The following is a 22,230-nucleotide window of genomic DNA, read 5'->3' on the forward strand; positions in this document are numbered from 1 at the left end:
TCAGGCCTGCTCGGCGGCCGGGGCTGCCGGCACCTCGGCGTCGGGGTCGATGTCCTCGACGGTCAGCAGACCGGCGTTGATCTCGCGCATCGCGATCGAGAGCGGCTTCTCCTGCACGTGCGTGTCGACGAGCGGGCCGACGTACTCCAGCAGGCCCTCGCCGAGCTGGGCGTAGTACGCGTTGATCTGGCGAGCGCGCTTGGAGCTGTACAGCACCAGCTTGTACTTGGAGTCGGCCTTCTCGAGCAGGTCGTCGATCGGCGGGTTGGTGATGCCGTGGGCGACGGAACGCGTGGTGGACACAGGAGACCTCACAGTGGTCGGAAGACGGGGGCGCAGGGACACCTGCGACGCGGGTTCAACCCGCGGCAGGGGCCGATCGGAGCAACTCTACCAACTCTTCGCACGCGGACTCGACATCGGTGTTGACGATCGTGACGTCGAACTCCCCCTCGGCCGCCAGCTCCTCCCGCGCCGTCTCGAGGCGGCGCGCCCGCTCCTCGGGCGACTCGGTGCCGCGGCCGACCAGCCGTCGTTCGAGCTCCTCGAACGTCGGCGGGGCCAGGAACACCAGGAGCGCCTCCGGCATGGCAGCGCGCACCTGGCGCGCCCCCTGCAGGTCGATCTCGAGCAACGCCGGGCCACCGGTGCGCAGCTGCGCCTCGACCGCGGCGCGCGGCGTGCCGTAGCGAGCCGCCTGGTGCACGACGGCCCACTCCAGCAGGCCACCGGTCTGGACCAGCCGGTCGAACTCGGCGTCACTGAGGAAGTGGTAGTGCTCCCCGTCGACCTCACCGGGTCGTGGGGTCCGCGTCGTGGCCGAGACCGAGACCCAGATGTCGGGGTGGTCGCGTCGCACGCAGGACGTGACGGTGCCCTTGCCGACGGCCGTCGGACCGGCGAGCACCACGAGACGGGAGGAGCCGGCGGGACCGGCTTCAGTCACGGTGCCCGAACTCCCGCAGGAGCGCCTGGATCTGGTTGGCTCCCAGACCGCGGAGCCGGCGGCTGTCGGCGATGCCGATGCGCCGCATGATCTCCTGCGCCTTGACCTTGCCGACGCCCGGCATCGACTGCAGCAGGTCGACGACCCGGAGCTTCGCGACGACCTCGTTGGCCCGCGACTCGGCGATGACATCGGCGATCGAGGCGCCGGACGTCTTGAGTCGGTGCTTGATCTCGGCACGGAGCTGGCGAGCCGCGGCTGCCTTCTCGAGCGCAGCCTGCCGCTGCTCGGCAGTCAACTTCGGGAGCGCCACGGTCTTGCCTCTCTTGCTTCCGTCGGTGGTGGCGATGAGCCTACTGGCCCTGCTCACCGGGTGTCTTCAGGGTGAGGTCGCACTCGTCCTGCACGGAGTCGGCGATCGCGCGCCGATGGGTCGCCGTGTCGTTGAACGCCTGGTAGGCGGCACGCAGCGCAGCCGTGTCGTCCTCCGACAGGTCGACGACGTCACCGTGGGTCAGCTCCTCGATGGGGACCTCGGCCACCGCCTCGGCCGCCAGCAGGGCCTCGACGGAGTCGGCCACGGCCGTGTAGTCGTCGCGCACGCCTGACGGCGCCTGCTCCTCGATCGCGCGGAGGGCCTCGCCGAGGGTCGTGAACGAGGCGGTCGTCAGCGTCGCGTCGTCGATCCCGGCCCGGTGCTCCTCGACCGCGGCGCAGTACGAGCTCGTGCCGCAGCCGGACAGCGCGGAGGCGACGAGCACGGTCAGGCAGACGGCGGCACGACGACGCATGCGGGCGCTCCTCCGGTCGGTCGAGTCACGTGGTCAGGGCCTCATGAGGATACGAGCTGGGCGTTGACCTGCTGGGCCGACGCGCGGAGGGCGGCCGGATCGGGTCCAGCGTTCAGGATGCCCCGCGACGAGGACGGGACCACCTGGGACCAGACGTCGCCGAACAGCCGCTTCAGGTCCTCCACGGTGCCGCCCTGGGCCCCGAGGCCCGGCACGAGCAGCGGGCCGTTGATCGCGAGGTCCTCGCCGGTGGTGCCGATCGTGGCACCCACCACCGCGCCGAAGGGGCCGAGCGGCCCCCCGCCCGGGGCCGACAACAATGCACCGGCGTTCAGGCCGGCGAGCTGACGCAGCACCGATCCGGCGACGGTGCCCCCGTCACGCGCCGCGGCGTGCTGGAACTCCGGGCCCTCCGGGTTCGAGGTCAGCGCCAGGACGAACACGCCGGCGTCGTTGCGGGCGGCCTCGGCGAAGAAGGGATCGAGCGACCCGAAGCCAAGGAACGGGCTGACCGTGACCGCATCGGCCGCCATCGGCGCGTCGTCGTCGAGGTAGGCCTCCGCGTACGCCTGGGCCGTCGAGCCGATGTCGCCCCGCTTCACGTCGAGCACCGTGAGGGTGCCGGTGTGCCGGAACTGCTGCAGCAGCCACTCCAGGACGGCGACACCGCGGGAGCCGAAGCGCTCGAAGAACGCCGACTGCGGCTTGACCACGCCGACCTGACCGGCGAAGGCCTCGACGCACACCTCGGCGAACCGCTCGAGCCCCTCGAACGTGTCACCGACGCCCCACGCCTCGAGCACCGAGGCGTGGGGGTCGAGGCCGACGCACAACGGGCCGTACGCCTGCGTCGCCGCCGTGAGGCGGGACCCGAAGGTCATTCGGCCGTCCCGGCGGTGCGAGCTGCTCCCTCGATCGCCCAGTCCTGCAACGACTTCACGTCGAGCCCGCCGTCGATGAGTGCCTCGATGCCCTGCACGGCCGCCGCGAGGCCCTGCACCGTCGTGATGCAGGGGATGCCCTCGGCGATCGCGGCGGTGCGGATCTCGTTGCCGTCGACGCGCGCGTTGACGCCGGACGAGACGCCGTGCGGCGTGTTGATGATGAGCTGCACGTCCTGGGCGCGGATCTTCTCGACGATCGTCGAGCGGGTCTCGCCCGGCAGGGGGTCCTCCCCCAACTTGCGCACCTCGGAGGTGTGCACGCCGTGGCGCCGCAGGACCTGGGCCGTGCCCCGCGTCGCGAGGATCTCGAAGCCGAGGTCGGCGAGGCGCTTGACCGGGAAGATCACGTTGCGCTTGTCGCGGTTGGCCACCGAGACGAAGACCTTGCCGGCCGTCGGCAGGCCGTTCTGCGCGCCCGCCTGGCTCTTGGCGAACGCGGGGCCGAAGCCCGCGTCGAAGCCCATGACCTCGCCCGTCGAGCGCATCTCCGGTCCGAGCACGGTGTCGACGTACGTGCCCTCGTAGGTGCGGAAGCGGTTGAAGGGCATCACGGCCTCCTTGACCGCGATCGGCGAGTCCTCGTGGATCACGCCCCCGTCGCCCTCGGCCGGGAGGACCCCGGCGGCCCGCAGCTCGGCGATGGTCTCCCCCAGCATCAGGCGGGACGCCGCCTTGGCGAGCGGGGTGTTCGTGGCCTTCGAGACGAACGGCACCGTGCGCGACGCCCGCGGGTTGGCCTCGAGCACGAACAGCGTGTCGGAGGCCAGCGCGAACTGGATGTTGATCAGGCCCCGCACGCCGACACCGGCCGCGATGGCCTCGGTCGAGGCACGGATGCGGTCGATCTCCAGTGCGCCGAGCGTGATCGGCGGCAGGGTGCAGGCCGAGTCGCCGGAGTGCACGCCGGCCTCCTCGATGTGCTCCATGACGCCGCCCAGGAACAGCTCGGTGCCGTCGTAGAGCGCGTCGACGTCGATCTCGATCGCGTCGTCGAGGAACCGGTCGACCAGGACGGGGTGCTCCGGGGAGATCTCCGTGGCGCGGCCGATGTAGCCCGAGAGGGTCTCCTCGTCGTAGACGATCTCCATGCCGCGGCCGCCCAGGACGTACGACGGGCGCACGAGCACGGGATAGCCGATCTCGTCGGCGATCGCCTTGGCGCCCTCGAACGTCGTGGCCGTGCCGTGCTTCGGCGCGGGCAGGCCCGCGTCGGCGAGCACCCGGCCGAAGAGCCCCCGGTCCTCGGCGAGGTCGATCGCCGACGGGCTGGTGCCCACGATCGGGACCCCCGCCTCCTCGAGGCCCTTCGCCAGTCCCAGCGGGGTCTGCCCGCCGAGCTGCACGATGACGCCCGCGACCGGGCCGGCGACGCGCTCGGCGTGGTAGACCTCGAGCACGTCCTCGAGCGTCAGCGGCTCGAAGTACAGGCGGTCGGAGGTGTCGTAGTCGGTCGAGACCGTCTCGGGGTTGCAGTTGACCATGACGGTCTCGTAGCCGGCCTCCGAGAGCGCCAGGGCGGCGTGCACGCACGAGTAGTCGAACTCGATGCCCTGACCGATGCGGTTCGGACCGCTGCCGAGGATGATGACGGCCGGCTTCTCGCGCGGCGCCACCTCGGTCTCGTCCTCGTAGGACGAGTAGTGGTACGGCGTGCGCGCCGCGAACTCCGCGGCACACGTGTCGACGGTCTTGTAGACCGGACGGATGCCGAGCGCGTGGCGGACACCACGCATGACGTCCTCACGGACACCACGGATCTCGGCCAGCTGGGCGTCCGAGAAGCCGTGCCGCTTGGCCCGCCGCAGGATCGCCGGCCGCAGCTCGACGGCCTCACGGACCTCCCGGGCGACCTCGTCGATGAGGACCAGCTGGTCGACGAACCACGGGTCGATGCCGGTGGCCTCGTTGACCTCCTGCGCCGTGGCGCCGGCGTGGATCGCGTGCATCACGGTCTGGAGGCGGCCGTCGTGCGGGCGCGCGACCTCCTCCAGCAGCGCCGCGCGATCACCCGGCTGCGTGGGCCAGGTGAACTGCGCGCCCTTGCGCTCCAGGGACCTCAGGGCCTTGCCGAGCGCCTCGCTGAAGCTGCGGCCGATCGACATCGCCTCGCCCACCGACTTCATGTGGGTCGTGAGCGTGTCGTCGGCGGCGGGGAACTTCTCGAACGCGAACCGCGGCACCTTGACGACGACGTAGTCCAGGCTCGGCTCGAAGCTCGCCGGCGTGCCGAAACCGCCCGGGGTCGAGGTGATGTCGTTCGGGATCTCGTCGAGCGTGTAGCCGATGGCGACCTTGGCGGCGATCTTGGCGATCGGGAACCCCGTCGCCTTCGAGGCCAGGGCGCTCGAGCGCGAGACGCGGGGGTTCATCTCGATCACGACGATGCGGCCGTCGGCCGGGTTGATCGCGAACTGGATGTTGCAGCCACCGGTGTCGACCCCGACCTCACGGATCACCCCGATCGAGATGTTGCGCAGCCGCTGGTACTCGACGTCGGTCAACGTCATGGCCGGCGCGACCGTGATCGAGTCGCCCGTGTGGACGCCGACCGGGTCGAAGTTCTCGATCGAGCAGACGATCACGACGTTGTCGGCGCGGTCGCGCATGACCTCGAGCTCGTACTCCTTCCAGCCGAGGATCGACTCCTCCAGGAGCACCTCGGTCGTGGGGCTCAGCGCGAGCCCCGAGCCGGCGATGCGGTGCAGGTCGGACTCGTCGTAGGCCAGGCCCGAGCCGCTGCCGCCCATCGTGAACGACGGACGGACGACGACCGGGTAGCCGAGCTGCTCGACGGCCGCGAGGCACTCGTCCATCGTGTGGCAGATCGCCGACTGCGCGACCTCCGCGCCCCACTCGGGCGGCAGGTCCTCGACGATCCGCTTGAAGATCTCGCGGTTCTCGCCCTTGTTGATGGCCTCGATCGACGCACCGATGAGCTCGACGCCGTACTTCTCGAGGACACCGCGCTCGTCGAGCTGCATCGCGCAGTTCAGCGCGGTCTGGCCGCCCAGGGTCGCCAGGACGGCGTCGGGACGCTCCTTGGCGATGACCTTCTCGACGAACTCCGGCGTGATCGGCTCGACGTAGGTCGCGTCGGCGAACTCCGGGTCGGTCATGATCGTGGCGGGGTTGGAGTTGACGAGGATGACCCGCAGGCCCTCCTCGCGCAGCACGCGGCACGCCTGGGTGCCGGAGTAGTCGAACTCGCACGCCTGGCCGATGACGATCGGGCCGGAGCCGATCACCAGGACCGACGAGATGTCATCACGCTTGGGCATCAGGCCTCCTCGTCGGTGTCGTTGCTGGGGGTGCTCGCCTGGTCGGTGCGTCCGGGCGGCGGGGGCTGCGTCGGTCCGTCCCCGTCGGGGCTCGGAACGTCGAACGGCGGGGGCTCGCTGGCCCACTCGATGACCGTCATGCTGTCCCGGTCCAGGTCGTCGTCGTCCTCGGACGAGAACCAGGCGCCGGGGCTGTTCGACTCGGAGTCGCTGACGTCGGAGTAGCTCAGGTCGAGGTCGTCCGACGACGGGTCGCCGGACACCGGGGTCCAGCCCAAGGTCTCCGGGGCCACCTGGTCGACCGCCTCCTGCTGCTCCTCGGACGGCTCGATGGGCCCGTCGAGGTCGGCGTCGGGGCCCCAGCCGGCGGTCTCCGGGTCGGCCTCCTCCGACGTCTGCGGCGCGGCGGCCTGGGTCGGCTCGACGGCCGCCTGGTCGTCCCCGTCGCTGCGGGGCGCCTCGTCGCCGAGGCGCTCCTCGCTCTGGTGCCCCTCGGTCTGGTGCCCCTCGGTCGGATGCTCCTCGACCTGGGCCTCCTGCTGCGGATCGGTGTCGGGCGGGGTCTCGGCCACGACCCGGGCGCCGGCGCGCGGCTGACTCATCAGGGACACGAACCGGTCGAACAGGTAGGACGCGTCGTGCGGCCCCGCGGCCGCCTCCGGGTGGTACTGCACGCTGAACCCCGGCGCGTCGACCAGGGCGATACCCTCGACGACGTCGTCGTTGAGGCCCACGTGCGTGACCCGCCCGGGACCGTACGGAGTCTCGAACGTGCCCTCGAGGGGGGCGTCGACCGCGAAGCCGTGGTTGTGGCTCGTGACCTCGACCTTGCCCGTCGTGAGGTCCTTGACGGGCTGGTTGATGCCGCGGTGGCCGTACTTGAGCTTGAAGGTGCCCAGGCCCAGTGCACGACCGAACAGCTGGTTGCCGAAGCAGATGCCGAAGTAGGGGACCCCCGCGTCCAGCACGCCGCGCAGCAGCTCCACCGGGCCGTCGGCGGCCGACGGGTCGCCCGGGCCGTTCGAGAAGAACACGCCGTCGGGCCCGCCGGAGGTCACGGCCAGGACGTCGTCGAGCGTCGAGTCGGCCGGGAGCACGTGCACCTCGATGCCACGCTCGGCGAGAAGCTTGGGGGTCATGCCCTTGATGCCGAGGTCGATCGCAGCCACGGTGAAGAGCTTCTCGCCCACGGCCGGCACGACGTACGCCTCGGTCGTGGAGACCTCGCTGGCGAGGTCGGCACCGGCCATGCTCGGAGCCTTGCGGACCCGCTCGAGCAGGTGGTCGGGCCGGGTCGTCATGGAGCTGATGCCGGCTCGCATCGCCCCACGCTCGCGCAGGTGGCGCGTCAGGGCACGGGTGTCGATGCCCTGGATGCCCACGACCTGCTGCTGCTCGAGGAAGTCGTCGAGGGTGCCCTCGCTGCGCCAGCTCGACGGCACGCGGGCGGGGTCGCGCACGACGTAGCCGGCGACCCAGGCGCGGCTCGACTCGTTGTCGGTCGCGTTGACGCCCGTGTTGCCGATGTGCGGCGCGGTCTGGACCACGATCTGGCGCTGGTACGACGGATCGGTGAGCGTCTCCTGGTAGCCGGTCATGCCGGTGTTGAAGACGATCTCGCCGATCGTCTCGCCGACCGCTCCGTAGGACTCGCCGCGGAACGTACGACCGTCCTCGAGGACGAGGATCGCCTCGGTGGGGCTGTCGGTAGTCATGGGGAGACCTCCTGGAGTTGACCGTCGAGGACGGTGGGGACGCCGCGCAGGAACGTGGCGACGACACGACCGGGAAGCTCGCGCCCGGCGTAGGGGGTGTTGCGGGACAACGATGCCGTCTCGGCCGGGACGATCGTGCGGGTCGCCTCCGCGTCGTACAGCACGACGTGGGCGGGCTCCCCCACCGCGAGCGGTCGTCCGTGGCCGCCGCCCACACGGCTGATGCGCGACGGTGCGGCTGACAGCCGTTCGGCGACCTGCTCCCAGGTCAGCATCCCGGTGTCGACCATGGTGTGCTGGACGACCGAGAGCGCCGTCTCGAGGCCGATCATCCCGAAGGCGGCCGCCGACCACTCGCACTCCTTGTCCTCCATCGGATGGGGCGCGTGGTCCGTCGCGACGATGTCGATCGTGCCGTCGGCCAGACCCTCGCGGACCGCCGCGACGTCGTCGGCCGTGCGCAGCGGCGGGTTGACCTTGTAGATCGGGTCGTAGCCGCGCACGAGGTCGTCGGTGAGGAGCAGGTGGTGGGGCGTGACCTCGGCGGTGACGTCCCAGCCCTTGCTCTTGGCCCACCGGACGATCTCGACCGAGCCACGGGTCGAGAGGTGGCACACGTGCAGGCGCGAGCCGACGTGCGCCGCGAGCACGCAGTCGCGCGCGACGATGGCCTCCTCGGCCGCGGCGGGCCAACCGGTGAGGCCGAGCTCACCGGAGACCAGGCCCTCGTTCATCTGCGCACCCTCGGTGAGGCGCGGCTCCTGGGCGTGCTGGGCGACGACGCCGTCGAAGGCCTTGACGTACTCGAGCGCCCGACGCATCAGCACGGCGTCGGAGACGCACTTGCCGTCGTCGGAGAAGACCCGCACGTTGGCGGCGGAGTCGGCCATCGCGCCGAGCTCGGCGAGCTGCGTGCCGCCCAGGCCCACCGTGACGGCGCCGACTGGCTGCACGTCGCAGAACCCGCCCTCGCGGCCCAGGCGCCAGACCTGCTCGACCACGCCGGCGGTGTCGGCCACGGGATCGGTGTTGGCCATCGCGTGCACGCACGTGAAGCCACCGCGGGCGGCGGCCTGGGTGCCCGTGAGCACCGTCTCGGCGTCCTCACGACCCGGCTCGCGCAGGTGCGTGTGCAGGTCGACCAGGCCGGGCAGCGCGACCAGACCCGTCGCGTCGACCTCGGTCGCGTCGCCGAGCGGGAGGCCGGCACCGATCGCGGTGATGACGCCGTCCGCGATCGCGATGTCGGTCGGGTCGCCACCCAGGATCCGCGCCTGGCGGATGACATAGCTCGTCATGAGCCCTCTCCCTCGTCGTTCGTGGCCCCACTGACCAGCAGGTAGAGCACGGCCATGCGGACCGCGACGCCGTTCGTGACCTGTTCGACGATGACCGAGCGGCCGGAGTCGGCCACGTCGGCCGTGATCTCCATGCCACGGTTCATCGGTCCGGGATGCAGGACGATCGCGTGGTCCGGCAGGCGGTTCATGCGGGTGGTGTCGAGCCCGTAGCGGCGGCTGTACTCGCGCGCGCTCGGGAAGTAGGAGGCGTTCATGCGCTCGTGCTGCACGCGCAGCATCATGACCGCGTCGGCCTTCTCGAGGGAGTCGTCGAGGCTGTAGGACGTCTCGACGGGCCAGGTGTCGATGCCGACCGGCAGCAGCGTCGGCGGGGCCACGAGCGTGACGTTCGCGCCGAGCGTGTGCAGCAGCAGGGCGTTCGACCTGGCCACCCGGCTGTGCAGCACGTCGCCCACGATCGTGACGTTCTTGCCCTCGAGGTCTCGGCCGACACCGCCCTCGGGCATCAGGTGCGAGCGCATCGTGAAGGCGTCGAGGAGGGCCTGGGTGGGGTGCTCGTGCGTGCCGTCACCGGCGTTGACGACCGCACCGTTGGTCCAACCGGCCGCTGCCAGCCGGTGCGGGGCACCCGAGTGGTGGTGACGGATGACGACCGCGTCGGCACCCATGGCCTGCAGGGTCAGCGCGGTGTCCTTGAGGCTCTCGCCCTTGGAGACGCTCGAGCCCTTGGCCGAGAAGTTGATGACGTCGGCGCTGAGTCGCTTGGCCGCCGCCTCGAACGAGATGCGCGTGCGCGTGGAGTCCTCGAAGAACAGGTTCACGACGGTGCGGCCGCGCAGGGTGGGCAGCTTCTTGATCGGGCGCTGGGCGACGCCGAGCAGCTCGGCCGCGGTGTCGAGCACGCGGACGGCGTCGTCTCGGGTGAGGTCGCCGGCGCTCAGCAGGTGCTTCTTCACGCGGCACCCCCCGTGACGGGCCCCACGATGCCGACGGCGTCCTCGGTGTCGTCGGACTCGGAGAGCCGGACGCGCACCTTCTCGGTCAGGGCGGTGGGGAGGTTCTTGCCCACGAAGTCGGCGCGGATCGGCAGCTCTCGGTGCCCGCGGTCGATCAGGACCGCGAGCTGGACCGCGCGCGGGCGACCGAGGTCGCCCAGGGCGTCCAGGGCGGCGCGGATCGTGCGACCGCTCATGAGCACGTCGTCGACCAGCACGACGATCTTGTCGTCGACGTCGTCGGGGGTCTCGGTGTGCTCGAGGGCCCGTGCGGGCTTGAGACGCAGGTCGTCGCGGTACATCGTGACGTCGAGCGCGCCCGAGCGGATCTCACGTCCTTCGACCTCGCCCATGCGCCGCGCGATCCGACGCGCCAGCGGCACGCCCCGCTTCGGGATGCCCAGCAGGACGACTTCGGCCGATCCGTGGTTGCGCTCGAGGATCTCGTGCGTGATGCGGGTCAACGCCCGGGAGATCTCCCCGGCGTCGAGGACCGTACGCACCGGATCAGAGATCGGACGGACCGAGTCCGCGGCAGCATCGGAAACGTTGTCAGGCGTGGCCATGCTGACCTCCTTCTCCGCCTCACGGGACGGCCGTTAAAGGATGTCGATGTTCGGCGCTCAGCGTACCAGCGGCCGAGGTGCTCGCGACGCGCAGTCAAGGTCGTGGCCGAGCGCCCGGTCGCGGCAACGTCCAGTCGAACCGGATGGCCAGCACGCGGAGCACGAACGTGACCGCGACGGCCGACCACCGGGCGAGGTCGCGGTCGAGATCGGCAGCGTCGAGGGCGACGAACAGGACCGAGCCGGCGATCGCCGTGAGGGCGTAGACCTGGCCCACCAGCACCAGTGGACGCTGCCCGGCGAGGACGTCCCGGATCACGCCGCCGCCCACGCCCGTGACGACACCGAGCAGCACGGCGACGTCGCGCTCCACGCCGGCGGACAGGGCCAGGGTCGTGCCGAGGACCGTGAAGACCGCCAGGCCCGCCGCGTCGGCGACCAGGACGACGCGCAGACTGTCCGGCTCGTGCTGCGGGCTCCAGTGCGAGACGCCGATGACGACGGCCGAGGTTGCGAGCGCGACCCAGATGGGCCAGGGCTCGACCACCCAGCCCACACCGTCGCCGATCAGCAGGTCGCGGATGGTCCCGCCCCCGATCGACGTGATCGTGGCGAGGACGACGATGCCGAGCCAGTCCATGCCCGCACGCACCGCGACGGCCGCGCCGGAGAGCGCGAACGCGACGAGGCCCACCAGCTGCAGCCCCGCGAAGGCGTCGATGTCCGGCACGCCCCGCACGGTAGTCGACCCCGCCGGTAGCGTCGACGAGGTGGAAGCACTGGTCCTGCCCGCTGCGTCGCTGGTCTCGCTCGGGCTCCTCCTCGGCTGGACGGCCCATGCGTCACGGGGCGACGGCCTGGAGCGGAACTCGCTGATCGGCATCCGGACCCGCGCGACGATGGCGTCCGACGACGCGTGGCACGCGGGCCATCGCGCGGCTGCTGGGCCGCTCGGCGTCGCCGCATGGTCGAGCGGCGCCACGGGGGTGACTGGAACCGTCCTGGCGATCGCCGGCTCCTGGCTCGCCGGCCCGGCCGTGGCGGTCGGCTACGTCGCGCTGGTGGTCCTGCTCGTCGTCGCGACGCTCCGAGCCGCCCGCGCGGCACGGAGCACTAGCAGCTGACGAGCGCCTGGCTCAGGACGTCGTTGAAGACGTTCTGGCCCTGCGCGTTGGGGTGCACCCGGTCGGAGGCCGTGAGTTCCGGGTGCTGGACGGCCAGACCGTTCCAGTCGACCAGGCGCACGTTGTCGTGGGCCGCAGCCACCTGGTGGATCGCCTGGACCGCTTGGTCCGACCACGAGCGGCCCGGGACCGACGGGGTCACGAGGGCCACCTGCCGGCCCGCGAGCTCGTTCGACACGAGGCTCTCCAGATCGGCAGCGTCGATCGTGCCGTTGGTGCCCGTCGCGATGACGACGGTCGGCTGCAGCTGACCGGCGGCCGCCACCTGACGCAGGGCCGTGGCGACGTCGCCGTACTGCCAGCCGACCGTCGCGATGGCGACCGAGCCCGGCCGACGCCCCATCAGCACGGGGGCGACCGCGACCGTCACCGAGTCGCCGAAGGCCGTGACGGGCGAGCCCTCGGCCACGGGCTGGCACGCTCGGGCCGACGCGGTGGGCTCGGGGACCGGCTCGGGCCTGGACTCGATGTCGTCGGCGGAGTCGATCACGACCTCCTGGCCGACCCGCAGCATGTTCTCGACGTCGGACTCCGCCGGCGCCTGCCACACCGCAGCACCGGCGAGCACGACGGCGAACGCCGAGGCCGTCGCGACGATCCGTGGTCGCCGGGCCCTGCGGTCGCGAAGGTCCGCCCTCCAGCGGCGCAGGGTCGCACCGATGCCGTCGCGGCACATCGGCACCTCGACCCACCGGTAGGAGATCGCCGCCAGGACGACGGCGATCACCACGGCGAGGCTCCCGGCCAGCTCGGCCTCGGTGGGCGGGGCCAGACGCACGGCGAACACGATGAGCGGCCAGTGCCACAGGTATAGCCCGTATGAGCGCTCCCCCAACCACCGCAGCGGCGCCCAGCCGAGCACCCTCGCGACCGGTCCAGGATTGGCCGCCGCGTGGATCACCGCGACCGACGCGAGCGAGACGAGGCCGAGGCCGCCGAGGAAGTTGGCGTCACTGTTCCAGGGGACGAAGGCGGCGAAGGTCAGGACCCCCGCGAGGCCCAGCAGGCCGAGCAACGTCCGCCGCCGCGTCGCGGTGCTCGCCGCGGCGTCGACGGAGTCGGGGTCGACGGGATCAGTGTTGGCGCGGCCGATCAGGTGAGGGGCCGCGCTCAGCGCCAGGGCGGCGCCGAGGAGGAGCCCGAAGGCGTGCGAGTCGAGCCCCATGTAGGCCCGGTTGGGGTCGCCGCCCCGGTACCAGAACGCCATCAGGGCGACCGACGCCAGCGCCAGCGCCACCACGAGGTGGAGCGACACGCGACGCTTCAGCACCACGAGGGCAGCCAGCAGCAGGAGCGGCCACAGCAGGTAGAACTGCTCCTCGATCCCGAGCGACCAGAGATGGTTCAGCAGGGGCGGAAGGTGCTGGTCGGAGTAGGACCAGCCCTGGTGGATCTGGACCCAGTTGCTGGTCCAGGTGAGCGCACCCGCGACCTGGCTCCGCAGACCTGACCCTGTCTCGTGACCGACGGTGAGCGTCGCGGCCGACACGAGGATCAGCATCACGACGAGCGCCGGGACGAGCCGCCGGATCCGGCGCACCCAGAAGCTCCGCAGTCGCACCGTGCCGGTGCGCTCCTTCTCACGCAGCAGCAGGGCCGTGATGAGGAACCCGCTCAGCACGAAGAACACATCGACGCCGACGAATCCGCCGGGCAGCCGCTCGGGCAGGGCGTGGTAGACCACGACCAGCAGCACGGCGACGCCACGCAGGCCGTCCAGGCCGGCCAGGTGGGAACGCGGCGGAGGCGGCACCGGGGTGTCTGGGGTGTCCGGGGCCTTCTTCTCCGCGAGGACCGCGGTCACGCCATGTCCTCCAGCGGCACGGCGTGCCGCTCGGGGCGAGGCAGGGGTGAAACAGGCACGAGAAGCATCCAAACACGGGGCGCAACTCCGATTCACCTTTGACCGACGTGATCCTCGTCGTGTCGCCGCGGATCCCGCTCGCTGAGGGGTGACGAGCCTGTCCCCCGCCTCCCCGTTCCCCACCTCCCGTTCCTTGAGGTGTGAACGCCCCCTGGGGCGTGAGCCTCGAAAGGCTGGGCGGCTGACCTCGAGCGGTCTTGGCGGACAAGCGGCTGGAGACCGAAAGCCATGGCTCGGGGCCCGGCGCAAGTGACAGGTGCTCCGGTCAGAATGCGCTGTCATTCCAGCAGATTCCTTGCCCGGGGGCCTTGCTCTCGAACATCTGTTCGAGTACACTCGAGACATGGTCTCGGGTCCCACGGTGCAGGCGCTGCGAACCGCCGCGCACGCCGTCACCTCGGCCGACCACCGGTCCGCTCTGGTCGCGATCCAGACCGCGCAAGACGCGCTCGACGCCGCGAAGGCCCACCACCTGGCCGAGCTCGAGAAGTCGGCGGAGTACGAGCTCGACGGTGCCTCCACCGTCACCACCTGGGCGCGCCAGCACCTGCGTCTCGACGCCCGCCAGACCCGCAGCCTGATCGACGCCGACCACACCATGCGCGAGCTCCCCGCCGTCGGTGACGCCGCCGCTGAGGGTGCGGTGCGCCTCGACCACGTCAGGCTCTTCACGTTCGGGCTCAAGCACATCGGCCAGAAGGTCGTTTCTGATGCCGAGCCGTGGCTTCTGGCCGTCGCGACAACTCACGAACCGGTGCAGCTGCGCCGCGTGATCCGCGCGCTACGCGACGCCGTCTACCCCGACGCGTTGGACGAGGACTGGATCAAGGGGATGGCCAAGGAAGACATCCAGCTCTCGCCCGTGCCGGAGGGTTGGCACCTGTCCGGCTTCCTGAAGACCGAGACCGGCGCCAAGCTCAAGGCGGTACTGGAGTCGTTGTCGATCCCGACCCAAGCCAACGACGACCGCACCAGCGCAGAACGCCGTGTCGCCGGGTTCGACCGGCTGTTGTCGTCGGTGCTCGAATCAGGCTTGCCGTCCAGCAAGGGCATCCGCCCGCAGCTGTCGGTCATCGTCGGCGTCGAGACCCTCCACGAGGCCATGACCGCCGAACCCGGTCAGGCGAAGCCGGTCGGTGAACCCGCAGAGCTGGCTGGGTTCGGCCCCATCGGACCCCAGCTCCTCTCCTACCTCGCCTGCACCGGCGACACCACCCCCATCCTCACGTCCGACGATGACGTCGAGCAGGCGCAGGTCCTCAACGTCGGCGACACCATCCGGTTGGCCACCCCGGCTCAGCGCAAAGCCGTCATCGCCCGCCAGCACGGCGTCTGCGCCGCACCCGGCTGCACCCACACCCACCTCGAGATCCACCACACCACCTGGTGGTCCAACGGCGGCCGCACCGACCTCGACGGACTCATCGGCATCTGCAGCAACTGTCATTCGCTGGTCCACCGCGGGCTCCTCGTCATCGAAGCCCTCGGACAAGGCAAGTTCGACCTCGCCACCCGCGACGGCCGACCGGTCGACCTCACCCAACGCCGCACCACCCGCCAACACCTACGCCGCATCCGCAAGGCAGCCCAAGACATCCGCGAGCCCGAGTACCCACTCCGCGCCTGAGGGCTCAACCGAACGATGCTCGCCAGCGCTCACCCCACCACGACAATCGACCCGCCGGACCTCGCACCGGTCGGGTTGCCACGTGGGTCGCCACCACGCTGCCGTTCTCTCCCAGCAGCTCCACCACCGGGCAGGTGCCATCTCGGCTCATCCCCCGGACACGCGCGTCCCAGGGCGGAGGGGACAGGTCGCGCCAACCCGGGCGGGCCTCAGAGTCATGACCGCCTCCGCCGAACTCGGCGCCATCGACGACGAACATGATCACGTTCAGGATCCACGTCCCCACCCTCGAGACGTATTGACGCCCCGAGTAGTCACGGGACGACTCAGCGTGCCACGTCGACGGGATCCAGGCGACGGCAGAGTCGTGATCACGGGATACCGCCGCTGTCGATGGCACCGAGAGGATCTCGAGCCCTCGGCCGCCGGGGCCCGGCCTCACGACGCACCGCAGTGCCGCGCGGCCACCTGCGAACACCGAGTCTCTGCGTCGCACTCGCGGCAACACCACGAACAGCAGCGCGACGCCCGCCACGACGCCCGCGGCATCGATTCGGAACGCGCTGTACCCCTGGTCGACGTCATAGTCGTTCCACGGCTGGAACCGTCCCTCCGGATCAACGTGCACCGGATAGGACTCGCCCACCACGTAGTCGTCGGAGTCCTCGACCCAGAGGTCCCACGTCTTTCCATCGACGTCAGCCACGATCCACCCGTCCTCGACTGCCGTGACCGTCGCCGGTGCCGTGACGGACCTCGCCTCGGAGGCACGCAGCTCGGGCCACAGCAGTACCCAGCTCACGGCCAGCCCCAACGCGCCCGCGATGAGAACGGCGCTGATCACGACCCGCCCCGGCTCGTTCAGCGGACGTCGCGGCACGACCGAGGTCGTCGGCCGCGACAGCGCGCGGAAGCGGTCGTCGTGCGCGGTCTGCTGACGCCAGCGATGGTGCACGTCCGCGACGAGAATCGAGGCCCACGGGATCCAGAGCAGCTGGGCCAGCAGGGACTCGGTCGGTCCGAAGACGGGAGGCGAGATCGCGACGAGCACGAGCCACCCGATGATCCGCGGTGCGAGCCACGCCGTCACCAACAGGACCACCATGACCCCGAACACGAACGAGCTCACGGTCCAGTCCCAGGACGTGAGCTCCGCGATGGTCGAGGTGCTGTCAGGGATGTCGTCCCATGTCAGGAACAACATCAGCGCCAACGTCGCCGCCGGACCCACGGCCAGCACCGGAGCCGGTATCCGACGCGACCAGAGCCGACCGAAGTCCGGAGTCAAGGCGTCGCGCACCCGGCGATGTTAGGCGAGGACCGTGCCACACCGCCGGAAAATGGCCCTACGCGTCCTGCTTGGCCTTGCCCTCGATGATCGCGCCGAGCACGCCGGCCACGAAGGACGGCGAGTCGTCGGTGCTGAGCTCACGGGCCAGGTCGACGGCCTCGCTGACGGCGACGGCGTCGGGGACGTCCTCGGCGAAGAGGATCTCGTACGTGCCGAGGCGCAGCAGGTTGCGGTCGACGCCGGGCATGCGGTCCAGCGTCCAGCCGCGCGAGTGCTCCGCGAGGAGCTCGTCGATGTGCGTCTGGTTCTCAGCCACGCCCTCGACGAGCGTGACCGTGTACGCGTTGATCGGCGGGTGGTTCGTCACGAGACGCTCCGCCAGCGAGCCGCCCATCGACAGGCTCTGCAGCTCGGACTCGAAGAGGATGTCGAGCGCGCGCTTGCGGTACTTGGTGCGCGCTCCCATCAGTGACCACCCGTCATGACTTGACGCGGCCGAGGTAGCTGCCGTCGCGGGTGTCGACCTTGATCTTCTCGCCGGTCTCCAGGAACAGCGGGACCTGGATCTCCTTGCCGGTCTCCAGCGTGGCGGGCTTGGTGCCGCCCGAGGAGCGGTCGCCCTGCAGGCCCGGGTCGGTGTGCTGCACGGTGAGCTCGACCGACAGCGGGAGCTCGACGTAGAGGACGCGGCCCTCGTTCGTGGCCACCACGGCGTTGGTGTTCTCGAGGATGTAGTCGACCGCCGTGCCCATCTGCGCGGGAGCGATCTCGAGCTGGTCGTACGTCTGGATGTCCATGAAGACGTACGACGAGCCGTCGTTGTACAGGTACTGCATGTCGCGCTTGTCGACCGAGGCCGTCTCGACCTTCGTGCCGGCGTTGAACGTCTTGTCGACGACCTTGCCGGACTCGACGTTCTTGAGCTTCGTGCGGACGAAGGCGGGACCCTTGCCCGGCTTCACGTGCTGGAACTCCACGACAGCCCAGAGCTGTCCGTCGATGTTCAGCACAAGGCCGTTCTTCAGGTCGTTCGTGGTGGCCATCAGCCAATCTCCAACAAGTCGGTGGGCGCCGGCGTGAGGACCTCGGGATCCCCCGGGGTCACGCAGACGGTGTCTTCGATGCGCACGCCGCCACGACCGACCAGGTACACACCCGGTTCCATCGTGAGCACAGTGCGATCGACCAGTCTACCGGTGCGCGTGGGTCCGAAGAACGGGTCCTCGTGGATCCGCAGCCCCACCCCGTGTCCGAGACCGGTCGTGAAGTGGTCGAGCCACCCCGAGGCGTCGAGATCACTGCGCACCGCGGCGTCGATCTCGGCCGGCGTGCGACCGACCCGGAGGCCGTCGACGCCCAGCGCCTGCGCCTGCCGGACGGCCTCATGGATCTCCCGCTGCCAGTCGGCAGCGCGACCGAGCACGACCGTGCGGGTGCAGTCGGCGTGGTAGCCGCCGACGCGAGCCCCGAAGTCGATCTTGAGCAGGTCGCCGTCCGCCAGGGGCCGGTCGGTGGGGCTGTGGTGCGGGATCGCGGAGTGCTCGCCGGCCGCGCAGATCGTGTCGAACCCCGGCGCCTCGGCACCGAGGTCGACCATGAGTCGCTCGAGCCCGACGGCGACCTCCAGCTCGGTCCGGCCGACGAGGGGGCCGGACCAGGTCTGGGTCAGCGCCTCCACCGAGATCGCGCAGGCCTGTCGCAGCAGATCGACCTCGGCAGCGTCCTTGACCTCGCGCAGGCGCTCCACGAGCGCTCCGGCGGCGAGGGGCGGGTGGTCGAGCTCCTCGACCAGGATCGCGTGCTGGTCGACGGTGAGGACGTGCGTCTCGACCGCCCACCGCTCCCCCGGGGCCAGGGCGGCCGCGGGAGCGAGCAGGGTCGGCGCGACGTGGATCTCGACTCCCGGGCACTCAGCTGCGCCCTGGTCGCGGTACCGGCCGTCGGTGACCAGCACCGCCGTGCCGTCCGCCGACAGGACGACGGCGCCGTTGGAACCCGTGAAGCCGCTCAGGTACCGCACGTTGACGAGGTCGGTCACGAGCAGCCGGTCGGCGTCCAGCTCGCGCAGCGCCTCGGCGGCGCTGTCGCGCCGACTCCCCCAGTCCGTCGTCACCGATTCCTCGCCCTTCGTGCTCAGGCGCTGACGGCGCGGTAGGCGTCGCGCAGCAGGTACTCGTCGGTGACCGGCAGGATCTTCGGCGAGGCCAGCCGGTCGAGCACGACGAAACGCAGCGTCGAACCACGCGTCTTCTTGTCCAGGCGCATCGCGTCGAGCACCTCGGGCCAGGCGTCGGCCCGGTACGCCGTCGGCAGGCCCACGAGCTCCAACGTGGTCCGGTGCCGATCGACGAGGTCGTCGTCGATGAGTCCCTGAGCCCGTGCGAGCTCGGCCACGAACACCATGCCGACACTGATGGCCTCGCCGTGACGGATCGCGTAGCCCTCGTGCCGCTCGATCGCGTGCCCGAGCGTGTGGCCGTAGTTGAGCGCCTCGCGCCCGATCGTGCCGCCGGCGCCGCCTCCCTCGCGCAGGTCTCCCTTGACCGACGAGGCCTTGACCGCGATGCCCTTGGCGATGAGCTCGGTCATGACGGAGGACCTGACGTCGCTCGCGCTGCGCGGGTCGGTCTCGACCAGGTCGAGGATCGACGGATCGGCGATGAAGCCGCACTTGACGATCTCGGCGAGACCGCTTCGGACCTCGCGGGTCGGGAGCGTCACGAGGCTGTCGAGGTCGCAGAGCACGCCGACCGGCTCGTAGAAGGCGCCCACGAGGTTCTTGCCCTGGGCCGTGTTGATGCCGGTCTTGCCGCCGACCGCGGCGTCGACCATGCCGAGCACCGTCGTGGGCACGTTGATGAACCGCACGCCGCGCAGCCACGTGGCGGCGACGAAGCCGGCGAGGTCGGTCGTGGCCCCGCCCCCGAGCCCGATCACGACGTCGGAGCGGGTGAACCCGGCCTCGCCCAGGACGCGCCAGCACTCGGTGAGCACGGAGGCGGTCTTGGCCTGCTCGGCGTCCGGCACCTCGATGACACGGACCGCGACGCCGGCGTCGGCCAGCGGCATGCGCAGGGCCGTGGCCCGGTCGGCGACGCTGGGCGCGTGGATGATGGCGACCCGCGCGGCGTCGGGTCCCACGAGGTCGAGCACCCGGTCACGCAGGCCGTGGCCGATCACGACGTCGTACGGCTGCGCCGTCGCGACCCGGATCTCGATGGGACCGGACGTCATGGTGTCTCCTCGATGCGTTGCGCGTGGTCGTCCCCGATGAGCTCCAGGACGAGGTCGGCGACCTCGTCGGCCGTGCGGTCGTCCGTGCCGACGGTCCAACGGGCCAGGGAGGTATAGATCGGTCGGCGCTCGTCGAGCAGGCCCTTGAGGCGTCCACGCACGTTGCCGACCAGGAGTGGCCGACTCGCGTTGAGGCCCACCCGGCTGGCTGCGCCGGCCAGACCGACCTCGAGGTGCACGACGCGGTGGCCGGCCAGGCGCTCGCGTGTCGCCGCGCTCAGGACCGCTCCCCCTCCGAGGGCCAGGACGCCCTCGTGCTCGTCCAGAGCGGTGGCCACGGCCGCCTCCTCCAGGGCCCGGAACGCCGGCTCGCCGTCGGTCACGAAGATGTCGGAGATCTCGCGGCCCGCACCGGCGACGACATCGGCGTCGGTGTCACGCAGCTCGAGTCCGAGCCGATCCGCGATCCGGGTGCCGACCGTGGTCTTCCCGGCTCCGGGAGCACCGATCAGGACGAGGAACGGTCCGGACGCGCCGGTCCGGTCTGGGCTCAACGGAACCTCAGGTTCGAGCGGTAGCCGTCGACGTTGCGCCGGGTCTCGCCGAGCGAGTCGCCACCGAACTTCTCCAGCACCGCCTCGGCGAGCACCAGAGCGACCATGGCCTCGGCGACGATGCCCGCGGCCGGCACGGCGCACACGTCCGAGCGCTGGTGGTGCGCGCGCGTCTCCTCGCCCGTCGTGACGTCGATCGTGCGCAGGGCGCGGGGCACGGTGGCGATCGGCTTCATCGCCGCTCGGACCCGCAGGATCTCGCCCGTCGTCATGCCGCCCTCGGTGCCGCCCGACCGGCCGGACGCACGACGGATGTGCTCCAGGCCGGTCTCACCGCCCGGGATGATCTCGTCGTGGGCCAGCGAGCCACGGGTGCGGGCCAGCTCGAAGCCGTCACCGACCTCGACGCCCTTGATGGCCTGGATGCCCATGAGCGCGGCCGCGAGGCGGGAGTCGAGTCGTCGGTCCCACGCGGTGTGCGAACCGAGACCCGGCGGCAGGCCGTGGACCGCGACCTCGACGACGCCGCCCAGGGTGTCGCCGTCCTTGTGCGCCAGATCGATCTCGGCCACCATCGCTGCGCTCGCCTCCGGGTCGAAGCACCGGACCGGGTCGGCGTCGAGGGCGTCGACGTCACGCTTGGCGGGAACGAGGCCGGCCGGCGCCTTCGCGGTACCGATCTCGACGACGTGCGACACGATCGTGGCTCCCGTGGCCTGCTCGACGAACTGGGCCGCGATCTCGCCGAGGGCGACGCGTGCCGCGGTCTCGCGGGCGCTGGCGCGCTCCAGGATCGGGCGCGCCTCGTCGAAGTCGTACTTCTGCATGCCGGCGAGATCGGCGTGGCCGGGGCGCGGTCGCGTCAGGGGCGCGTTGCGCTTGAGCCCTTCGAGCACCTCGGGGTCGACCGGGTCGGCGGCCATGACCTGGTCCCACTTGGGCCACTCCGAGTTGCCGATGCGCAAGGCGATCGGGCTGCCGAGGGTCAGGCCGTGTCGGACCCCTCCGATGATCTCGAGGACGTCGGCCTCGAACGACATGCGGGCGCCCCGACCGTAGCCGAGACGACGGCGCGCGAGGGCCGCGTCGATGTCCTTGGACGTGACGGACACCCCAGCAGGGACACCCTCGATCAGGGCGGCGAGCGCCGGGCCGTGTGACTCACCGGCGGTGGACCAACGAAGCATGGCGTGATTCTCCCACGCCCGCCGGGTGCGCCGTCACGAGCCGTACAGAGTGGGCCCCCAGGCCGCGCCCACGACCGCCCCGAGCACGAGGTACTGGCCGAACGCGAAGCTGCTGCGGTCGATCAGCCGGGCCAGGGAGAGCACGCCGCCCGCCACCGCTCCGACGAGGAATCCGGCGTACATCCCCACCAGCGTGACCTGAGCCCCGAGCGGACCGAGCACGAGCGACAGCACTGCCGCGAGCCGGACGTCGCCGTAGCCGAGGGCACCTCCGAAGAAGCGGCCGATCTCGTAGAGCACGCGGAAGATCACGTAGACGACGATGTTCGCGACGAGCGCGCGCACGAAGATCTGCACGTCCTGCTCGACCAGGGCCGCGACGCCGACCAGCAGCCAGGTGGCGAGGTACAACGGTGCGACGATCGCGTACGGCAACAGCCGCGTGCGGATGTCGACGTACGAGAGCCACGCCCCCACACCGCTGACCAGGACCCAGGCCGGCATGAGCGCGGGCGCATCCGTGCCCCAGGCGACCGCACCGGCGAAGATCGCGGCCACGACGGCCAGCACCGGGGCCAGCCAGCGGTGGCGGGCGATGTCGGCGTACGTGCGCTTGTCGCCGTCGGGCTCGTCGGGCTCCGGCACGCGAGCGATCACCCACGGTCCGAGGGCACCGATGACACCGGCTGCGACCGCGCTGAGCAGGATCTCCACCCGGTGAGGCTAGCCGGGCCCAAGGTCGTCGTCCGCTCG

The 22,230-nt window shown here is 71.0% G+C and carries 21 protein-coding genes and 1 pseudogene; 2 read left to right on the top strand and 20 right to left on the bottom strand.

Annotation, left to right across the window (positions count from 1 at the left end):
- The 11 genes and pseudogenes from rpoZ to V6S66_RS08845 all read right to left on the bottom strand — a co-directional run bounded on the left by rpoZ (nucleotide 1) and on the right by V6S66_RS08845 (nucleotide 11,266).
- The gene (gene rpoZ, locus V6S66_RS08795; protein WP_334206365.1) at nucleotides 1-303 is read right to left on the bottom strand and encodes a DNA-directed RNA polymerase subunit omega; all 303 of its coding nucleotides are present in this window, start codon (nucleotides 301-303) and stop codon (nucleotides 1-3) included.
- Nucleotides 304-358: 55 nt separating this feature from the next.
- The gene (gmk, locus tag V6S66_RS08800; protein WP_334206366.1) at nucleotides 359-946 is read right to left on the bottom strand and encodes a guanylate kinase; all 588 of its coding nucleotides are present in this window, start codon (nucleotides 944-946) and stop codon (nucleotides 359-361) included.
- On the bottom strand, nucleotides 939-1,316 hold the full coding sequence (mihF, locus tag V6S66_RS08805; RefSeq protein ID WP_442885898.1) for an integration host factor, actinobacterial type: 378 nt from the start codon (nucleotides 1,314-1,316) through the stop codon (nucleotides 939-941). Before mihF ends, gmk begins: the two co-directional genes overlap by 8 nt.
- Complete coding sequence (locus V6S66_RS08810; RefSeq protein WP_334206367.1) at nucleotides 1,300-1,737, bottom strand: hypothetical protein; 438 nt, start codon at nucleotides 1,735-1,737, stop codon at nucleotides 1,300-1,302. Before V6S66_RS08810 ends, mihF begins: the two co-directional genes overlap by 17 nt.
- Nucleotides 1,738-1,778: 41 nt before the next feature.
- Nucleotides 1,779-2,618 carry an orotidine-5'-phosphate decarboxylase gene (gene pyrF / locus V6S66_RS08815; RefSeq protein WP_334206368.1) on the bottom strand — a complete coding sequence of 280 codons (840 nt, stop codon included), beginning with the start codon at nucleotides 2,616-2,618 and terminating at the stop codon, nucleotides 1,779-1,781.
- The gene (gene carB / locus V6S66_RS08820; RefSeq protein WP_334206369.1) at nucleotides 2,615-5,959 is read right to left on the bottom strand and encodes a carbamoyl-phosphate synthase large subunit; all 3,345 of its coding nucleotides are present in this window, start codon (nucleotides 5,957-5,959) and stop codon (nucleotides 2,615-2,617) included. Before carB ends, pyrF begins: the two co-directional genes overlap by 4 nt.
- 596 nt (nucleotides 5,960-6,555) lie before the next feature.
- Nucleotides 6,556-7,674 (bottom strand): annotated as a pseudogene (gene carA / locus V6S66_RS08825) (glutamine-hydrolyzing carbamoyl-phosphate synthase small subunit); the annotation flags it as partial.
- On the bottom strand, nucleotides 7,671-8,972 hold the full coding sequence (locus tag V6S66_RS08830; RefSeq protein WP_334206370.1) for a dihydroorotase: 1,302 nt from the start codon (nucleotides 8,970-8,972) through the stop codon (nucleotides 7,671-7,673). The pseudogene carA and the gene V6S66_RS08830, both read right to left, overlap by 4 nt.
- A complete protein-coding gene (locus V6S66_RS08835; protein ID WP_334206371.1) occupies nucleotides 8,969-9,931 on the bottom strand; it encodes an aspartate carbamoyltransferase catalytic subunit in 963 nt (320 codons plus the stop codon). The genes V6S66_RS08830 and V6S66_RS08835 overlap by 4 nt, the downstream gene beginning before the upstream one ends.
- Nucleotides 9,928-10,536 (bottom strand): bifunctional pyr operon transcriptional regulator/uracil phosphoribosyltransferase PyrR, encoded by a 609-nt coding sequence (pyrR, locus tag V6S66_RS08840; RefSeq protein ID WP_334206372.1) that lies wholly within the window; start codon nucleotides 10,534-10,536, stop codon nucleotides 9,928-9,930. Before pyrR ends, V6S66_RS08835 begins: the two co-directional genes overlap by 4 nt.
- Nucleotides 10,537-10,630: 94 nt before the next feature.
- A complete protein-coding gene (locus tag V6S66_RS08845; protein ID WP_334206373.1) occupies nucleotides 10,631-11,266 on the bottom strand; it encodes a trimeric intracellular cation channel family protein in 636 nt (211 codons plus the stop codon).
- Between the two features lie 40 nt (nucleotides 11,267-11,306).
- Here V6S66_RS08845 and V6S66_RS08850 point away from each other — a divergent pair, with 40 nt between their 5' ends.
- The gene (locus V6S66_RS08850; protein ID WP_334206374.1) at nucleotides 11,307-11,660 is read left to right on the top strand and encodes an SdpI family protein; all 354 of its coding nucleotides are present in this window, start codon (nucleotides 11,307-11,309) and stop codon (nucleotides 11,658-11,660) included.
- On the opposite strand, the gene V6S66_RS08855 is transcribed toward V6S66_RS08850, so the two are convergent.
- Nucleotides 11,650-13,524 carry an acyltransferase family protein gene (locus V6S66_RS08855; protein WP_334206375.1) on the bottom strand — a complete coding sequence of 625 codons (1,875 nt, stop codon included), beginning with the start codon at nucleotides 13,522-13,524 and terminating at the stop codon, nucleotides 11,650-11,652. The two genes, V6S66_RS08850 and V6S66_RS08855, sit on opposite strands and share 11 nt — an antisense overlap.
- A 403-nt stretch (nucleotides 13,525-13,927) precedes the next feature.
- Between V6S66_RS08855 and V6S66_RS08860 the strand changes: the two genes are divergently transcribed.
- The gene (locus tag V6S66_RS08860; RefSeq protein WP_334206376.1) at nucleotides 13,928-15,211 is read left to right on the top strand and encodes an HNH endonuclease; all 1,284 of its coding nucleotides are present in this window, start codon (nucleotides 13,928-13,930) and stop codon (nucleotides 15,209-15,211) included.
- 4 nt (nucleotides 15,212-15,215) lie between these two features.
- Here V6S66_RS08860 and V6S66_RS08865 read toward each other — a convergent pair whose 3' ends face one another.
- Genes V6S66_RS08865 through V6S66_RS08900 form a run of 8 tightly spaced genes read right to left on the bottom strand, consistent with a single transcriptional unit; the run spans nucleotide 15,216 to nucleotide 22,191 of the window.
- A complete protein-coding gene (locus tag V6S66_RS08865; protein WP_334206377.1) occupies nucleotides 15,216-16,511 on the bottom strand; it encodes a hypothetical protein in 1,296 nt (431 codons plus the stop codon).
- A 46-nt stretch (nucleotides 16,512-16,557) separates the two neighbouring features.
- Complete coding sequence (gene nusB / locus V6S66_RS08870) at nucleotides 16,558-16,968, bottom strand: transcription antitermination factor NusB (protein WP_334206378.1); 411 nt, start codon at nucleotides 16,966-16,968, stop codon at nucleotides 16,558-16,560.
- Between the two features lie 13 nt (nucleotides 16,969-16,981).
- The gene (efp, locus tag V6S66_RS08875; protein ID WP_334206379.1) at nucleotides 16,982-17,545 is read right to left on the bottom strand and encodes an elongation factor P; all 564 of its coding nucleotides are present in this window, start codon (nucleotides 17,543-17,545) and stop codon (nucleotides 16,982-16,984) included.
- The gene (locus V6S66_RS08880) at nucleotides 17,545-18,615 is read right to left on the bottom strand and encodes a M24 family metallopeptidase (RefSeq protein WP_334206380.1); all 1,071 of its coding nucleotides are present in this window, start codon (nucleotides 18,613-18,615) and stop codon (nucleotides 17,545-17,547) included. The genes efp and V6S66_RS08880 overlap by 1 nt, the downstream gene beginning before the upstream one ends.
- A gap of 20 nt (nucleotides 18,616-18,635) precedes the next feature.
- Nucleotides 18,636-19,736 (bottom strand): 3-dehydroquinate synthase, encoded by a 1,101-nt coding sequence (aroB, locus tag V6S66_RS08885; protein WP_334206381.1) that lies wholly within the window; start codon nucleotides 19,734-19,736, stop codon nucleotides 18,636-18,638.
- Entirely contained in the window at nucleotides 19,733-20,290 is a 558-nt protein-coding gene (locus tag V6S66_RS08890; RefSeq protein WP_334206382.1) for a shikimate kinase, read from the bottom strand. Before V6S66_RS08890 ends, aroB begins: the two co-directional genes overlap by 4 nt.
- On the bottom strand, nucleotides 20,287-21,477 hold the full coding sequence (gene aroC / locus V6S66_RS08895; RefSeq protein WP_334206383.1) for a chorismate synthase: 1,191 nt from the start codon (nucleotides 21,475-21,477) through the stop codon (nucleotides 20,287-20,289). Before aroC ends, V6S66_RS08890 begins: the two co-directional genes overlap by 4 nt.
- Before the next feature lie 33 nt (nucleotides 21,478-21,510).
- Nucleotides 21,511-22,191 (bottom strand): A24 family peptidase, encoded by a 681-nt coding sequence (locus V6S66_RS08900; RefSeq protein WP_334206384.1) that lies wholly within the window; start codon nucleotides 22,189-22,191, stop codon nucleotides 21,511-21,513.
- Between the last annotated feature and the right edge of the window lie 39 nt (nucleotides 22,192-22,230).

It is taken from the genome of Aeromicrobium sp. Sec7.5 (assembly GCF_036867135.1).
GTDB lineage: Bacteria > Actinomycetota > Actinomycetes > Propionibacteriales > Nocardioidaceae > Aeromicrobium.

What these genes read in the sequence shown, in the direction of transcription:
- V6S66_RS08830 (WP_334206370.1), bottom strand. Translation starts at nt 8,972, where the DNA reads ATGACGAGCTATGTCATCCGCCAGGCGCGGATCCTGGGTGGCGACCCG.
- carB (WP_334206369.1), bottom strand. Translation starts at nt 5,959, where the DNA reads ATGCCCAAGCGTGATGACATCTCGTCGGTCCTGGTGATCGGCTCCGGC.
- pyrR (WP_334206372.1), bottom strand. Translation starts at nt 10,536, where the DNA reads ATGGCCACGCCTGACAACGTTTCCGATGCTGCCGCGGACTCGGTCCGT.
- pyrF (WP_334206368.1), bottom strand. Translation starts at nt 2,618, where the DNA reads ATGACCTTCGGGTCCCGCCTCACGGCGGCGACGCAGGCGTACGGCCCG.
- aroB (WP_334206381.1), bottom strand. Translation starts at nt 19,736, where the DNA reads ATGACGTCCGGTCCCATCGAGATCCGGGTCGCGACGGCGCAGCCGTAC.
- V6S66_RS08860 (WP_334206376.1), top strand. Translation starts at nt 13,928, where the DNA reads ATGGTCTCGGGTCCCACGGTGCAGGCGCTGCGAACCGCCGCGCACGCC.
- V6S66_RS08810 (WP_334206367.1), bottom strand. Translation starts at nt 1,737, where the DNA reads ATGCGTCGTCGTGCCGCCGTCTGCCTGACCGTGCTCGTCGCCTCCGCG.
- efp (WP_334206379.1), bottom strand. Translation starts at nt 17,545, where the DNA reads ATGGCCACCACGAACGACCTGAAGAACGGCCTTGTGCTGAACATCGAC.
- nusB (WP_334206378.1), bottom strand. Translation starts at nt 16,968, where the DNA reads ATGGGAGCGCGCACCAAGTACCGCAAGCGCGCGCTCGACATCCTCTTC.
- aroC (WP_334206383.1), bottom strand. Translation starts at nt 21,477, where the DNA reads ATGCTTCGTTGGTCCACCGCCGGTGAGTCACACGGCCCGGCGCTCGCC.